The following is a 15,493-nucleotide window of genomic DNA, read 5'->3' on the forward strand; positions in this document are numbered from 1 at the left end:
TCGTCAGCCTTAATTTTTTATTTACGATGCATCTTAAATTCTAAAAATAGATCATTATAGTGAGCTAACATCTTCTTCCCTAAGTTATCATACACTTCAAGACGTTCTGTTAACTCCGGAGAAGGGTAAAACCGTTCATCGCTTGTCATGTCTTCTGGCATATATTCTAATGCTTTTGAATTTGGAGTCGAATAACCAATATATTCAGCGTTTTGGGCAGCATTTTCAGGATCAAGCATAAAGTTAATAAATTTGTGGGCACCTTCCACATTTTGGGAGGATTTAGGAATAACCATATTATCAAACCACAAATTTGAGCCTTCTTCCGGGACAACATAGTCAATATCTTCATTTTCCCACATAATATCCGCTGCTTCTCCAGACCATGTTACTCCAATAGCAGCTTCTTCATTGGCAATAAGTAATTTTATTTCATCACCAATAATTGCTTTAACATTAGGCGTAAGTTTATCAAGTTTGTGTTTCGCTTCCAAAAGACGGTCTTTATTCGTTTCATTTAATGAATAATGCAAACTGTTCAGTCCCATCCCAATGATCTCACGGGCACCATCGACAAGGAATATTTGATTTTTTAAATCTGGATCCCATAAATCATTCCAGCTTTTAATTTCTTTTCCGTCAAGCATTTTCGGATTATACACAATTCCAACTGTACCCCAAAAATAAGGTATAGAGTATTGATTATTTGGATCAAAAGACAAATCCATAAACCGTTTATCAATATATTTTAAGTTGGGCAATTTACTATGATCAAGCGGCAGGAGTAAATTTTCCTCTTCCATTTTGCTAATCGCATATTCCGAAGGGACTGAAATATCATAAGATGTACCGCCTTGTGATATTTTTGTCATCATCGCCTCATTTGAATCAAATGTTTCGTAAATCACTTTTATCCCTGTTTCTTTCTCGAATTTCTTAATTAAATCAGGATCAATATAATCTCCCCAATTATAAACATTCAAAACATTTCCACTCGTATATCCTTGTGATGAATTCATATGAGAAGTCAGATACATCAAGGCAAAAGAAACAATAAAGATGAGAGAAAATAAACGTACTAATTTACTCATGATTTCCTCACCCCCGCAGCTTGTGTTCTCACGTTGCGCTGGTTAACAAAATAGTATCCAATGACAAGCACAAGAGTCAGTAAAAAGATCAGTGTCGATAATGCATTAATTTCTAATGAAATTCCTTGGCGAGCACGTGAGTAAATTTCGACTGATAATGTTGAAAATCCATTGCCAGTTACAAAAAACGTAACAGCGAAGTCATCAAGCGAATACGTTAATGCCATGAAAAAGCCCGCAAAAATACCTGGTGTAATATAAGGCAAAATAACCTTTGATAAAATATCCCAATTCGTAGCACCAAGATCCCTAGCTGCGTCAATGAGGGAAGATCTCATTTCTTGAAGCTTAGGCAACACCATAATGACAACGATTGGTACACTGAATGCAATATGAGATAATAAGACCGATGTAAAACCTAGCTTAATCCCAATCATCGTAAACATAATGAGGAAAGATGCTCCAATTATGACGTCTGGGCTAACGATTAAAACGTTATTTAATGTTTGAAGCGTATTTTTATACCGCAGTCTCTTAACATACGTTATCGCAAGAGCTCCGACAACTCCAAGAATCGTGGAGATCGCTGCTGAAAGCAATGCGATGATTAACGTATTTAATGCTATGATGATAAGCCTCGTATCTTGGAAAACTTCCCCGTACCATTCAAACGTAAAACCTTCAAAATCACGCATCGTTCCCCCGCTATTAAAGGAATAATACATTAGATATAGAATCGGAGCATACAATATGAAAAAAACAATGATCAAATATAATTTAGCAAATTTGCTTTTTCCATTCATACGAGATCACCCCGTTTTCTATTACCAGTTAAAATCATAATAACCGCCATTGCGATAATTAAGAAAACCGCAATTGTGGCACCCATTCCCCAGTCCTGTGTGACGAGAAAATGTTGTTCAATCGCCGTACCGAGAGTAATAACACGGTTCCCTGAGATTAGTCTTGTAATCATGAACAAGGAAAGAGCCGGAATAAATACAGCCTGACAACCTGATTTTACTCCGTCTAAAGTTAGCGGGAAAATAACTCTTCTAAAAGTTGTCCATGTAGAAGCCCCAAGATCACTCGCAGCATCGACTAAAGATGGATTCATTTTCTCAAGCGCATTGTAAATCGGAAGAATCATAAATGGAATAAAAATATAAACTGCAACAAAAATAAAACTAAAATCCGTAAATAATATTTGCTTCGAACCTATTCCTATTACTTCAAGAAAGTTGTTTGCTGGTCCATAAGCTCCGAATATTCCAAGGAATGCATATGCTTTTAAAAGCAAGTTAATCCAGGAAGGTAAAATAATTAGTAAAATCCATAGTTGCCCATGCTTTGTCTTAGTTATGAAATACGCTGTCGGGTATGCAATCAATAATGAAAAAGCTGTAATTAAGAAAGCATACCAAAAAGAACTAAGCGTCATTTTTAAATAAACAGGTGTGAAGAACTTTTGGTAATTGGTTATTGTAAAATTGCCATCAATATCAAAAAAGGAATAATAAACAACGAGTAAAATAGGTGCCACAACAAATAATGCAATCCACACAACATATGGAATCAAATAAAAGTTCCGCGTTTTATTTCGCATGGCTTACCTCATCATAAGCTTCCAAGCGTTTATCAAACTCTTCTTCCGTTTCACCAAAACGCATGACATGAATGGCCTCGGGATCAAAACGAAGTCCAACTTCATCTCCAGCTTCTGCTTTCTTTGTAGAATGGACAAGCCACTCATTTCCTGCCTCATCGTAACAGCATATTTCGTAATGAACACCTCGGAACAGCTGTGAATCTACCCTAACATGTAAATTTTCAGAATCTCTCGAAGTAATTTCCAAATCTTCCGGTCTAATGACAATTTCAACGGATTCATTCGGATTAAAGCCTTGGTCAACACAATCATATTGTTTACCGTTAAATTCGACTAAGAAATCTTTAATCATCTTTCCAGGAATAATATTCGATTCTCCGATAAAATCTGCAACAAAACGGTTAATGGGCTCATCATAAATATCAATAGGAGTTCCGCTCTGCTGAATTTTCCCTTTGTTAATAACAAAAATTTCATCGGACATCGCCAGTGCTTCTTCTTGATCATGGGTAACAAAAATAAAGGTAATGCCGAGTCGTTGCTGCAATTCACGAAGCTCATATTGCATTTCCGTTCTCAATTTTAAATCAAGCGCTGATAGCGGCTCGTCTAGTAAAATGACTTGAGGTTCATTTACGATGGCACGTGCAATCGCTACACGTTGACGTTGCCCTCCTGACATCTCATTTATTTCGCGATTTTCATAACCAGCCAAGTTTACAAATTTCAGCGCTTCTTTTACCTTTTGATCGATTTCCGCTTTTTTCTTTTTCTTAATTCGCAAGCCAAATGCGACATTTTCAAAAACATTTAAATGTGGAAATAAAGCATAATCCTGAAATACTGTATTCACTTGACGCTCATTTGCAGGAATTTTATTGATCTTTTTCCCGTTAAAAAAAATGGCCCCTTTTGAAGGTTCAATGAATCCGGCAATCAAACGTAGAATTGTAGTCTTTCCACACCCAGAAGGACCGAGCAAGGTATAAAATTTCCCACGTTCGATTTCAAAGCTTACATCATCCAAAACTAGTTCATCATCATATTGTTTTGATACATTTTCAAAACGTATAATCGTCTTATCTGTCATCATTGCCCCTCCATTTACATCATTTTTTCCAAAAGCTGTTTCTTTAATGTTTGTTGTTTGTAAAAGCCTAATAGCCATATAATTATAAAGTCAAATTTATATTTTCTATCATCAAGTATTTGAAAAAAGAGACTTTACAAATAAGAATCGGTCGCAACCAAGATTAGCTCCGAAACACCTTTGTGTACATTGCTAATCTGATGTTGATGAGATGCATGAAAATAAATAGATTCACCGGCTTTAGCATAATACGTATGTTTGCCCAATTGAATCACAACCTGACCCTTGATCACGTATGCGAAGGTTTCAGAAAGAGAAGGTTCAAATTGCTTGAACTCCCCATTTTCCTCTAACGTAAGCCAAATTGGTTCCATTTCCATTTCATTAGATTCAGGAACTAACCATTTGATCTCATATCCCTTTTCATCATCTTTGTATTCAGTTTGATCTTCTTCTCCGTATACTACTTTTTGTTCGCGCTCTTCCTCATCGAAAAATTGCTTCGGGGTGCAGCCTAGTACTTCCAGTATGTTAAAAAAAGTATCGATTGAAGGAGAGCTTAAATCTCTTTCCAACTGTGAAATATAACCTTTGCTTAAATCAGTGCGTTCCCCTAACTCCTCTTGCGTCAGCCCTTTCTTCAATCGCAAATTCTTAATTTTATTTCCGATCAGCATCAATATGACCTCAATCATGTTTAATATTAGTAAACTCTAAGTAAATAAAGTTTAGTATAACAAAACTTTCAGTTTACTTTTAACCTCAAATTATTATACCGAAATATGTAGATACTTCAATACTTTTTTTACTTTTTGTCTTGCTAAATTTGTCCATTGATTTCTGGCAGCAGTTTCGCTTTCTTTTTAAATATAAATGCAATATTAATCTGCAACTGAAACTTTCTTTATTCCGCAATAAACTTTAAAAAGCCATTTATGATTGAATTTGTTTAGGTCGATCTTTTTCAATGTTTGACAGTAGATCATCTGCCCTCAATAAATTTAGAAAGCTATCCATCGATTTTGTATGAAAAGGCGTTTGAACAATAATGGAAAACTGGCGTTTAAAAGGTAGACCTTTTACCTTTAAAATTTTTAATGTCCCTAGTTCCACTTCTTTTCTCGTGGCCCATTGGGAAAGTAGACTTACTCCTAATCCAGCTTCTACTGATTCTTTAATAAGTTGATTGCTTCCGAATTTCATTACTGTAGGGGAGATGCCAAATAGTTGGAAAACGTGTTCTGTTGCTTCTCTCGTTCCTGATCCATTCTCGCGGACAATCCATGTTTCATTCGCAAGTTCAGAACATACTATTTCTTTTTTTATTGTAGCCAATCGATGATTTGATGAAACTACGACATACATTTCATCCTCTAAAAATGGTTCTAGTTTTAACTTCGAATTGCGTAATCCTCCTTCAATGATTCCAATATCTAATTGATTGCCAGTAACAAGTTCCGCTATTTCTTTTGTGTTTCCGATCGTAATTGTTGGTTTAATTAGTGGATATTTTTCGAGTGTATGGGCAATGATATGCGGCAACACATATTCTCCAAATGTATAGCTTGCTCCAATTGATAAGGGGCCACTCGTTTTATTCGTCACATCATCAACTAAGCGCTGCATTTTTGTATACAGTCCAATAATTTCTTTTGCATGATGATAAACAATCTCACCCGCTTTATTTAGACGAACATACTTATTACTCCGTTCTAATAACTTCGTTCCCATTTCCCGCTCAAATTGTTGAATATATTGACTGACTGCGGGCTGAGTCATATGAAGTTCTTCTGCCGCCCGGGAAAAACTTTCTTTCTCTGCGACTTTCACGAATACTTCCAACTTCTGCTCCATTCATCCTCACCTCTACTATAAGCACTTACTTATTATTACTATTATAATCATTTATTTTCCTTATAAGATAATAAGTATTATTCTGGAAGAGGACTTAATAATTGGAGGTCGTTTTATGGAAAAACACCAAAAAAGGACAGTAGGCATTCCCATGGTGGGCGGAATTGCCTTTACATTTTTAATAGCCTTCCTCGGATTTTGGTTAGCAAAAGTGCCAGGATTCAATATGGTTGGCCAACTTGCTTGTGCCATCATTATCGCAATTGTTTATAGACAAATCTTTGGCTACCCTGAACAGATTCGCCCAGGCATTGTATTTTCATCGAAAAGATTATTAAGAATGGCAATTATTTTATACGGTCTTAAATTAGATATAGCGGTCGTACTTCAAGATGGACTAGGACTGCTAGCTCGTGATGTTGGTGTCATTATTTTCGCTATTTTTGTAACCGTTTGGATCGCTAAGCGTTTGAAGGCAAATCCTACAATCTCCTTATTGCTTGGTGTCGGCACGGGTGTATGCGGCGCAGCAGCAATCGCGGCAGTCGCACCTATTATTAAATCTAAGGATGAAGATACCGCCATTAGTGTCGGAATTATTGCGCTCGTAGGAACTGTGTTCGCCATAGGCTATACCCTTGTTCGTCCGTTTTTACCTCTTACAGATATCGAGTTCGGCACTTGGGCTGGTATGAGTCTTCATGAAATTGCCCAAGTTATCCTTGCAGCAGATGTTGGCGGTGAAGATGCATTAGCAATTGGGTTGCTAGCTAAATTAGGTCGCGTATTTTTGCTTATTCCCCTTTGTTTTCTTTTTATGTATTGGATGAAGAGAAAATCTGTGGATGACAGCAATTCTGCTAAAATTGAATTCCCATGGTTTTTAATCGGTTTTATTATTATGAGTGTGATCGGGAGCTATGTTTTAGGACATTCCATTCCCTATCCTGAAAGTGTAAAAAGCGTTGTTACATCGGTCACTAGCTGGCTATTGACAGCCGCCATGGTTGGCCTCGGATTAAACGTAAGCCTTAGCGATCTAAAAACAAAAGCATTAAAACCACTAATCGCTATGGTGATTACGTCATTGGCCTTATCCGTATTAGTATTTTTTATTATTTGAATGCAAAACGGCACTTCTTTTAAAGAACAGAAGTGCGTTCCTTTAACCTATAGAAATCTTGACTTGGGGGTCACGATGAACGGATTCATCGTGACCCTCCAACCATCACAATAAGAGGTGAATGGCACATTGGACGAACCATCGTGACCTACAATTCCCCGAATATGGATTGGAGAGCATATTGAACTGTAATATTTCATACTAAAAAACGGCACCCCAAAATTGGAAGTGCCGTTTTTTGATTTTTGGTCTAGCTACTGCGCCTATCGACTTGTGGATTTCTGCTCCCCTTCCTACGATAAGTCAACATCGATTCGTCCTTTGGACTCATCGTGTTTCCTTTATCTCGTCAGGGAATTCGAAATCCATACGTCGATGGACAGGCGCTTCCGCTTTTCTATTATGCGCCAAGCTTCTGTCCCAGCTGGAGTTGGTACATTTGATAGTATTTACCTTTTTTCTCCATTAGGTCGTCGTGGTTTCCGCGTTCAACGATCGTTCCGCGATCAAGGACTAAAATCTGATCTGCATTTTTAATTGTTGAAAGCCTATGCGCAATAATGAAGGTTGTACGTCCTTTTTTCAGTACATTCATCGCTTCTTGAATGATCGTTTCTGTTTCAGTATCGATGCTGGAGGTTGCTTCATCTAAAATGAGAATAGCTGGATCGAATGCTAATGCACGAGCAAAAGAAATTAGCTGGCGCTGTCCAGATGAAAGTGTGCTTCCCTTTTCAACTACAGGCTCATCAATCCCTTTTTCTAAATTTTTCAGAACTCGATCAGCTCCAACTGCTTTCAATGCGTCTTCAACCTTTTTGCGCGAAATCCGCGGGTCATTCAAACTGACATTTGATGCAATCGTTCCAGTAAACAGATATGGATCTTGCAAAACGATTCCCATATGTTCTCGCAGCGTTTGTTTTGGTATATCTTGTATATTTTTTCCATCAATTCTAATCTCGCCTCGATTGGAATCATAAAAGCGGAATAAAATATTCATAATGGAACTTTTTCCCGATCCTGTGTGTCCGACAAGTGCCACTGTTTCCCCTTGTTTCGCTTTAAAATGGATATCTTTTAATACATCTTCATTTTCTTTATATCCAAAATACACATGGTCAAACTCGACATTTCCTTTATACCGTTCCATTTTTTCAGTACTGACCTCTTCACCTTTTTCGTCAAGCAAGCGAAAAACGCGTTCCCCAGCAACTAATGCTTGCTCAAGATTGGAGAATTGATTCACGATATTCATAACAGGGTAAAATAGTCTGTTGATGTAATCAACATAGGCATATAAAACACCAATTGTCACAACTGAATGAGCACCTAGTGAATTACTCCCGAAATACCAAATGAATCCGACGAAAACAATGTTTTTTAACACCCCTACAAAATTATGGGATGATAAAGAGTTCAATATTAGCAGTTTATTTTGATAGCGAAAATGCGTCTCGTTCATTTCTTCAAACTCTGCGCTCATTTGCTTTTCACGGCGGAACGCTTGAATAATTGTCATTCCTTGAATGGATTCATTGATCATTGCATTTAGTTCACTTACTTTAGAACGAATTACATGATTGTATTTAGAAGCAAACTTTCTATAAAAAATCATCCATGCAAATAATATTGGAATGAGCAGCATACATAGCAAAGCCAGCCTAGCATCTAAAATAAACATTGCTGTAAAAATTCCAATGATATAGATGAATCCAGTAAAGAAATTTGATAATACCGCAACATACAGTTCCCGGATTGCTTCCGTATCATTTGTTATTCGTGCAACAACTTTTCCTGCTGGTAAATCATCAAAGTAACGGATAGGCAAACGCTGTACATGTGCAAATATATCCATTCGCATTTTTTGAATAATACGATTTGCCGCTTTTTGCAAATAAAAGTACTGTCCATAGCTAAAGATCGCAGAAAAAACGAATAAACCAAAGTAGAGAGCAAGCAACTTCGTAATAGCAGGTATTTCGGGCTTATAGAAAGCGAGCGTATCGTTAACCGAAAGTTTTTTTGCTGTATATTCTTTTGTTTCGCCTTGTGAAGTGATTGAAATTTTATTGTCCTTAACCGCACGCTCCCCTTCAAATGGAACGATGTCATTTACAAAGTAAAATTTTTTATCAACTTGTATAATTGTTGCTCTATTTCTGTCTTCGGCCATTTCCTTTTCTGTAGCATACAGTTCTCTTACATAAGAATTCCCTTCAAACTCTACCGCTGATTTCCCTTGACTTGCCTCAAGCCAATGATCTTCAATTCCTAAAATATGTTCATCAATCAGCTTTTTCGCAATAAATGGGCCAAGGACGTCTGCACCAACTGAAACAGTCAGCATCGTCAATGCAGCAATAATGAGTCCTTTAAAAAACAATGCATATTTATATAACCTTTTACCGGTCATTATGCGTTCACCTCCTCAAGGAGCGAATCTTCCACTTGCTGTCTATCATATTGTTCTTTATACCATCCAGCAGCTTGCAATAAATCTTGATGGGTTCCTTCCTCTACAACTTTCCCATCATCAAAAACAATAATCCAATCGGCATGCTCGATTGCAGATAGACGATGCGTTGTAATAATCGTTGTTTTCCCACTGCGCTCATTGCGTATATTTCTAATAATCCGAGACTCTGTTTTACCATCTACAGCAGATAAAGAGTCATCTAATATTAATAGCTCTGGATTTTTAATTAGCGCCCGCGCAATTGAAATTCTTTGCTTTTGTCCTCCTGAAAGAGCCACTCCTTTTTCTCCAACAAGTGTTTCCAAACCTTCCGGGAGCATTTGTAAATCTTTTTCAAAATAAGCAAGGTAAATCGCTTTTTTTAGATCTTCTTCCGTTGCTTTGTCATCGCCAAAAAGAATATTTTCCCTGACACTTCTAGAAAACAGGACGTGATCTTGTGGAACATAGCCAATCCAACTACGTACCTGAGCTTTCGACTGTTCTTTCATGTTGATATCAGAAATATAAATATCGCCATCACCTAAAGGGTACTCCCGTAAAAACTGTTTAATAAATGTTGTCTTTCCGCTTCCAGTTTTCCCGACAACTCCAATGGTTGCACCGCGTTTTATATGCACATTCAAGTTAGCTAAATTATTTGTTTTAGAAGACGGATAACGAAATGTAACATCTGCTAATTGAATGGTTTCCGGTTGCTCGATTAATTTTGGTGCGATAGGATCTTTTACATCTTCTTCGTAGTTCAAAGTTTCTTGAACCCGGTCAAGCGATGCATTTCCTCTTTGCATAATATTGATCAATTCACCAATTGCAAACATTGGCCAAGTAAGCATCCCCAAATAAACATTGAAGGAAACGAGCAGCCCTAATGATATTTCTTGGTGGAACACAAGGTATGTTCCGTAAGAAAGACCAATGATATAGCTGATCCCTGTAATTATCCTTGTTGCTGGTGTGAAAAGGGCATCGATTCTTTCAACATGGATATTCTTTTCGTACACGTCTTCTGTCATTTTTTGAAAATCAGCTTCACTTGCCTTTTCTTGAACGTATGCTCTGGTAACCCTTACACCTGATACAGATTCAAGAACACGGTCGTTCATTTCTCCAAAGGCATCTTGTGCTGCTGTAAAACGAGTATGAATTTTATTACCAAGGACTGTTATAACCCAGGCCAAAATCGGTAATGGCAAAACTGCCGCAATTGTAAGTTTCCAAGAAACGAGGAATCCCATTGTCAATAAAATGGTTAACATATATAAGGTAGAGTCAAACAATGTCAACACTCCGAAACCTGCTGTTACGGAAATAGCGCGTAAATCATTTGTCCCTCTAGCCATTAAGTCTCCAGTTCTATTTTTTTCAAAAAAAGTCGGAGTCATCTTTAATAAATGATTCATAAAGCGGGAGCGCAGCGTTTTTTCCACTATAAAAGCCCCGCCGAAAAGTTGATATTGCCAAACGTACGTAATCCAATAGTTTAATAATGCTCCACCACCCAATATTGCCACATATATAAATAACGTATTGTAAGTTAAGGATCCTAGAAAGATATTGTCAATCGCCGATCCCAAAATCATCGGTGGAATTACTTCAAAGAGATTTGCAAATCCTAGTAATACAAGCGCTATAGTATAACGCTTCCAATGCTGTTTAAAAAACCATCCTAATTTTGTTAAAACACTAAACATTTTTCATACCTCCCTTTTTGCCAACCAACCAAGTGAAAGCTACCCACTCTCCAGCTCCACTGTTTTCATCAATAAAATAATATTCAACATCTTTTTTCCTCCCCCAATTTTTTATATGAAAAAAGCGCGAAACACTTGTTCCCCCAAAGAAAATGAAAAAAGCATAGTGCGCCTATAAATATGCGCAGCTATGCTTCACATAAAAAAGACACGGGTATCCTACAACCCGCGTCCTTAATCTAATGTTACGTCAGATCATGCTATTAAACGGCAGGCTGAATTCATATTAAATTGGTAATCATTTACAATTAACTTTTTCATCATGATCAGCCTCCCTTCCTTAAATGATTTGTTTTGAATGCTCATATGTTAGCATGAGAGATTTTGTCATGTCAATTACTTTTTGGAAAAACTTTCATAACAACATGATGACCGGTTTTATACAACTATATACTGCTGCCTAAGAATCTTTATGAAAAAAGTGTAAACACTAAAAAAAGTGGAAAAGAATCTATGTTCAATAAAATACTAAAGGGGAAAATATAATGGAATTTAAGAATAGACAGGAAATCGTACAAAGTGTCCCTCAGAAAGGATTTTTTGGTCATCCGCGAGGACTATTCACACTGTTTTTCACTGAGTTTTGGGAACGCTTTTCATATTATGGAATGAGGGCGATCCTCATTTATTATATGTACTACGCTATTTCCGAAGGCGGACTCGAAATGGACAAGACGACAGCAGCATCAGTCATGGCCATATATGGATCCCTTGTTTACATGTCCGGAATAATTGGAGGCTGGATAGCGGACCGATTGCTCGGTACGAAAAAAACGGTTTTCTTTGGCGGAGTTTTAATTATGGGAGGACATATCGCCTTGTCTTTTCCTGGAGGAATAAAGGCACTATTTTTATCAATGGGATTGATCGTGCTCGGGACTGGACTTTTAAAACCAAATGTCTCAAGTATTGTTGGGGATCTATATAGCGAAGATGATAATCGCCGTGATGCAGGATTCAGTATTTTCTATATGGGAATTAACTTAGGAGCTTTAATTGCCCCTTTTATCGTCGGTACTCTTGGACAAAAATACAATTTTCATCTTGGTTTTGGAGTAGCAGCTATCGGGATGCTTGTTGGATTGATTATTTTTTTGGCAACAAGAAAGAAAAATTTAGGACTTGCCGGCTCGCTTGTGCCGAACCCTCTATCGAGAGATGAAAGGAAAAGAGTTTATTTAAGCTTTGTTATTGCAGCTCTCATCATTATATTCCTCGCTATTATTTCGATTAACACTGGGATTTTAACGATTGATCGCTTTACTATGTTGGTTAGTATTTTGGGAATTATCATACCTACACTTTATTTTATTGTGATGTATCGAAGTAAAAAAACAACCTCTGACGAACGATCAAATTTAATTGCTTATATTCCATTATTTATAGCCGCTATTATGTTTTGGGCTATTCAAGAACAGGGATCGATTATTTTAGCTCAGTACGCTGACGAACGGACACAATTAAATTTCACAGGAATCAAATTAGAATCATCCTGGTTCCAGTCACTAAATCCAATATTTATCGTCATTTTCGCTCCTTTTTTTGCATGGTTGTGGATAAAACTTGGTAACCGACAACCTTCAACTGCTGGAAAATTCGCATTTGGGCTTGTATTGGCAGGTCTTTCTTTTATCGTCATGATTTTTCCTGCTTATTATAATGGAGTCGACACGCTTGTAAGTCCTATATGGCTTGTACTTAGTTTCTTTCTTGTCGTACTCGGAGAACTTTGCTTATCGCCTGTCGGCCTTTCTGCCACAACAAGATTGGCACCAGCTGCCTTCTCTGCGCAAACAATGAGCCTTTGGTTTTTATCAAATGCTTCCGCTCAAGCCATAAACGCTCAGCTTGTGAAGTTATATAAACCTGAAACAGAAATAATCTATTTTGGTGTCATTGGCGCAATATCTATTTTACTTGGACTTATTTTGTTTGCGATGTCGCCTAAGATTCAGACGTATATGCGGGGGACTAGATAGAGTTAATGAAAAAACCATCATCCAATTAGAAGAGGGTGATGGTTCTTTCATTTTAGGGCAAATATTTAATATAATATTGATGAAACTTGAGACCCGCAATAGAATCATGGGTTAATGACCTTTCACAATGGAATAGGGACATACATGCAATTTCTTTCCTAACGTAAGTCCGATTGAGATGCAAGTAGCACCATCACTCACGTTCAAGCGAAAAGGGAATTGATTCAGCACTTGGCCTTCGTAGTGATTTAGATCCTATCGAGACGGAAGCTCATATTCACTCCGTATCCGCCAAAATTTATGTCCTATTGAGAAATTAGTACGGTTTCGGACTAAGAAGTGCCCTTGCTTTATTGATTGTCTCCATATACTCATTCTTTGGTATGGACTCAGCCACGATTCCAGCGCCGGCTTGCAAATAAGCATGTTGGTCTTTTATGACGAGGGAACGTATAGCAATCGCAAAGTCGACATCTCCGTTTGCGTTAACGTAGCCAATGGCTCCAGCGTAGACGCCACGCTTCACTTTTTCAAGATCATTAATGATTTGCATGGCGCGAGGTTTTGGAGCGCCAGACACCGTTCCGGCAGGAAGAGATGAAATGAGTGCATCGATACCTGTTTTTCCTTCTGAAAGCGTCCCTTCCAACTCGGACACGATATGCATGACATGACGATATCGTTCAATTTTCATATATTGTTTAATGTTTATCGTATCATCTAAACATATATCCTTTAAATCCTCGCAGCTTAAATCTACGAGCATGCGATGTTCGGATAATTCTTTTTCATCTGCTAATAGTTCTGCTTCCAACGCAAGATCTTCTGTTTGGGTTTCTCCGCGCCTTCTAGTCCCAGCAATCGGGTTTGTTGAGACTATTTGCCCGCTCGTTTTTATGAAACTTTCGGGGGATGCACCTAATACGACGTATTCATCAAAATCAACGTAAAACATATATGGAGATGGATTGGAATTTCTTAAGACGCGGTAAAAATGAAATGGATCCGCGCCAACCTTTCCAATCATTCTTTGTGATAAGACGACTTGTTCGATTTCACCTTGCTTAATATAATTTTGGGCTATTTCTACCTTACGGATGAATTCCTCCTTTTCTATTTGAGGAACGAACTCAATTTTACAATCTGTCAACGATTCATCCTGTTCTTTCCGAGCTATTTGCGCTTCCAATTCATTAATGCGCTTTTCCAAGTCTTCTTCTGTTCGCTCTCCCCTTAAATCGATGGCGAGCACATAGATGGATTGGGCTAAATGGTCATATACAATTGCATCTTCGTATACCATAAAATGAATGTCCGGCATATTGATTTCATCTTCTAATTGTTCACCAATATGAACATACTGACGAATTGCATCATAGCCAACATACCCAACAGCACCACCATAAAAAGGAAACGGGAGATTTAAATCCAATTTCGGAAGTGCTGCCTGAATGATTTCAAGCGGCAAGCCTGTTTCTTCCTTTACCCCTTCTGGAGAAAAAACCGATGCTTTATTATTATCCCCGATGATCTCCATAACAGGGTTCACACCAATAAATGAATAGCGTCCTTGTTCATTATGCTTTAGCGAACTTTCCAGCAAAAACTTTTTCTTTCCCTCAAGCCTCAAGAAAATGTTAATCGGAGTAAGTACATCCCCATTCAATTTTCTCATTTTAAAATTTACTTCTTTCGTTTGCATCCTCTTTTCCCCTTCCTTATTTTCGAAATATTAGAAAAGCGCAAGCGCCTTGCTCATCGACGTACAGGCCCACAGGATGTGGGTCCGTCGACGTCGCCACAGGACGTGGCGGCTTTTAGTCGACGTTCCTTATTTGTCCTTCGACTGAGATAAAGGAAACACGGCGAGGTTGGAAAAGCGGAAGGCGCCCGATCAGCCCCGACAAGCAAATGTTCTGAGGCGAAAAAGTCTGCACTTTGACTTTATTGCCTCAGGTTATTTGACCTCGAGGGGCTGGCGCCTGCAGCTAGACAGAACGAGCCGATGTTGACTTATCGTAGGGAGGAGGACAAGAAGTTTGCTAGTCGATAGGCGTTGGAGCTGGACAAAAAAAGCCCCCAGACAAACACAAATTAGTGTTCATCTGAGGGCGATATAACCGCGGTGCCACCTCGTATTGGAGATTCTTTTTCATAATCCCCATCTCTTTCAGGCACAGGATTACTTCCGATGCCCTATCCATGTAACGGCGGAAAACCGGATTTCCCTACTTAATTTCAAGAAATCACTCTCAAGTCCATTCCGTATAAGCTTACGTACCGGATTCACACCAACACCGGCTCTCTGTAACGAATCACTTACACATACTACTCTTGATCAACGCTTTAAATTTTATTTAATTGAACGCAAAAAGGTCCCTCATCCAAAGGACGAAGGACCGTGGTGCCACCTTTATTCAGCCAAAATCAGCTCTCTTCCGCACAATGTCCAAATACATTATGCGTGCTCCCTTGTATCGACGGGATTTTCGCCAAAGCCTACACCAAATTATT

At 38.1% G+C, this 15,493-nt stretch carries 11 protein-coding genes and 2 other annotated features (1 of these 13 only partly in view); of the genes, 2 read left to right on the forward strand and 9 right to left on the reverse strand.

Going from position 1 to position 15,493, the window contains the following annotated elements:
* Positions 1–17 precede the first annotated feature (17 nt).
* The 6 genes from KHA96_RS15425 to KHA96_RS15450 all read right to left on the reverse strand — a co-directional run bounded on the left by KHA96_RS15425 (position 18) and on the right by KHA96_RS15450 (position 5,644).
* A complete protein-coding gene (locus tag KHA96_RS15425; RefSeq protein ID WP_213130211.1) occupies positions 18–1,091 on the reverse strand; it encodes an ABC transporter substrate-binding protein in 1,074 nt (357 codons plus the stop codon).
* Positions 1,088–1,894, reverse strand: a complete 807-nt coding sequence (locus KHA96_RS15430) for an ABC transporter permease (protein ID WP_213130212.1) — start codon at positions 1,892–1,894, stop codon at positions 1,088–1,090. Before KHA96_RS15430 ends, KHA96_RS15425 begins: the two co-directional genes overlap by 4 nt.
* On the reverse strand, positions 1,891–2,697 hold the full coding sequence (locus tag KHA96_RS15435; protein ID WP_213130213.1) for an ABC transporter permease: 807 nt from the start codon (positions 2,695–2,697) through the stop codon (positions 1,891–1,893). Before KHA96_RS15435 ends, KHA96_RS15430 begins: the two co-directional genes overlap by 4 nt.
* The gene (locus KHA96_RS15440) at positions 2,687–3,790 is read right to left on the reverse strand and encodes an ABC transporter ATP-binding protein (protein WP_213130638.1); all 1,104 of its coding nucleotides are present in this window, start codon (positions 3,788–3,790) and stop codon (positions 2,687–2,689) included. The genes KHA96_RS15435 and KHA96_RS15440 overlap by 11 nt, the downstream gene beginning before the upstream one ends.
* A 134-nt stretch (positions 3,791–3,924) precedes the next feature.
* Positions 3,925–4,467, reverse strand: coding sequence for a helix-turn-helix domain-containing protein (locus KHA96_RS15445; protein WP_213130214.1), 543 nt, complete (start codon positions 4,465–4,467; stop codon positions 3,925–3,927).
* A 256-nt stretch (positions 4,468–4,723) separates the two neighbouring features.
* On the reverse strand, positions 4,724–5,644 hold the full coding sequence (locus KHA96_RS15450; protein ID WP_213130215.1) for a LysR family transcriptional regulator: 921 nt from the start codon (positions 5,642–5,644) through the stop codon (positions 4,724–4,726).
* Between the two features lie 115 nt (positions 5,645–5,759).
* Here KHA96_RS15450 and KHA96_RS15455 point away from each other — a divergent pair, with 115 nt between their 5' ends.
* Positions 5,760–6,767, forward strand: coding sequence for a YeiH family protein (locus KHA96_RS15455; RefSeq protein ID WP_213130216.1), 1,008 nt, complete (start codon positions 5,760–5,762; stop codon positions 6,765–6,767).
* A 400-nt stretch (positions 6,768–7,167) separates the two neighbouring features.
* Here the strand turns inward: KHA96_RS15455 and KHA96_RS15460 are convergent, their stop codons facing one another.
* Complete coding sequence (locus tag KHA96_RS15460; RefSeq protein WP_249315645.1) at positions 7,168–9,183, reverse strand: ABC transporter ATP-binding protein; 2,016 nt, start codon at positions 9,181–9,183, stop codon at positions 7,168–7,170.
* Positions 9,183–10,940, reverse strand: a complete 1,758-nt coding sequence (locus KHA96_RS15465) for an ABC transporter ATP-binding protein (RefSeq protein ID WP_213130217.1) — start codon at positions 10,938–10,940, stop codon at positions 9,183–9,185. The genes KHA96_RS15460 and KHA96_RS15465 overlap by 1 nt, the downstream gene beginning before the upstream one ends.
* A gap of 545 nt (positions 10,941–11,485) precedes the next feature.
* Here KHA96_RS15465 and KHA96_RS15470 point away from each other — a divergent pair.
* Entirely contained in the window at positions 11,486–12,979 is a 1,494-nt protein-coding gene (locus KHA96_RS15470) for a peptide MFS transporter (protein ID WP_213130218.1), read from the forward strand.
* A 316-nt stretch (positions 12,980–13,295) separates the two neighbouring features.
* Here KHA96_RS15470 and trpE read toward each other — a convergent pair whose 3' ends face one another.
* Complete coding sequence (gene trpE / locus KHA96_RS15475; protein ID WP_213130219.1) at positions 13,296–14,681, reverse strand: anthranilate synthase component I; 1,386 nt, start codon at positions 14,679–14,681, stop codon at positions 13,296–13,298.
* A gap of 402 nt (positions 14,682–15,083) precedes the next feature.
* Positions 15,084–15,330, reverse strand: a binding site (T-box leader).
* Between the two features lie 33 nt (positions 15,331–15,363).
* Positions 15,364–15,493: a binding site (T-box leader), on the reverse strand; it runs 118 nt beyond the window's last position.

The organism is Bacillus sp. FJAT-49711 (assembly GCF_018343715.1).
In the GTDB taxonomy this organism is placed as follows: domain Bacteria; phylum Bacillota; class Bacilli; order Bacillales; family Bacillaceae_C; genus Lederbergia.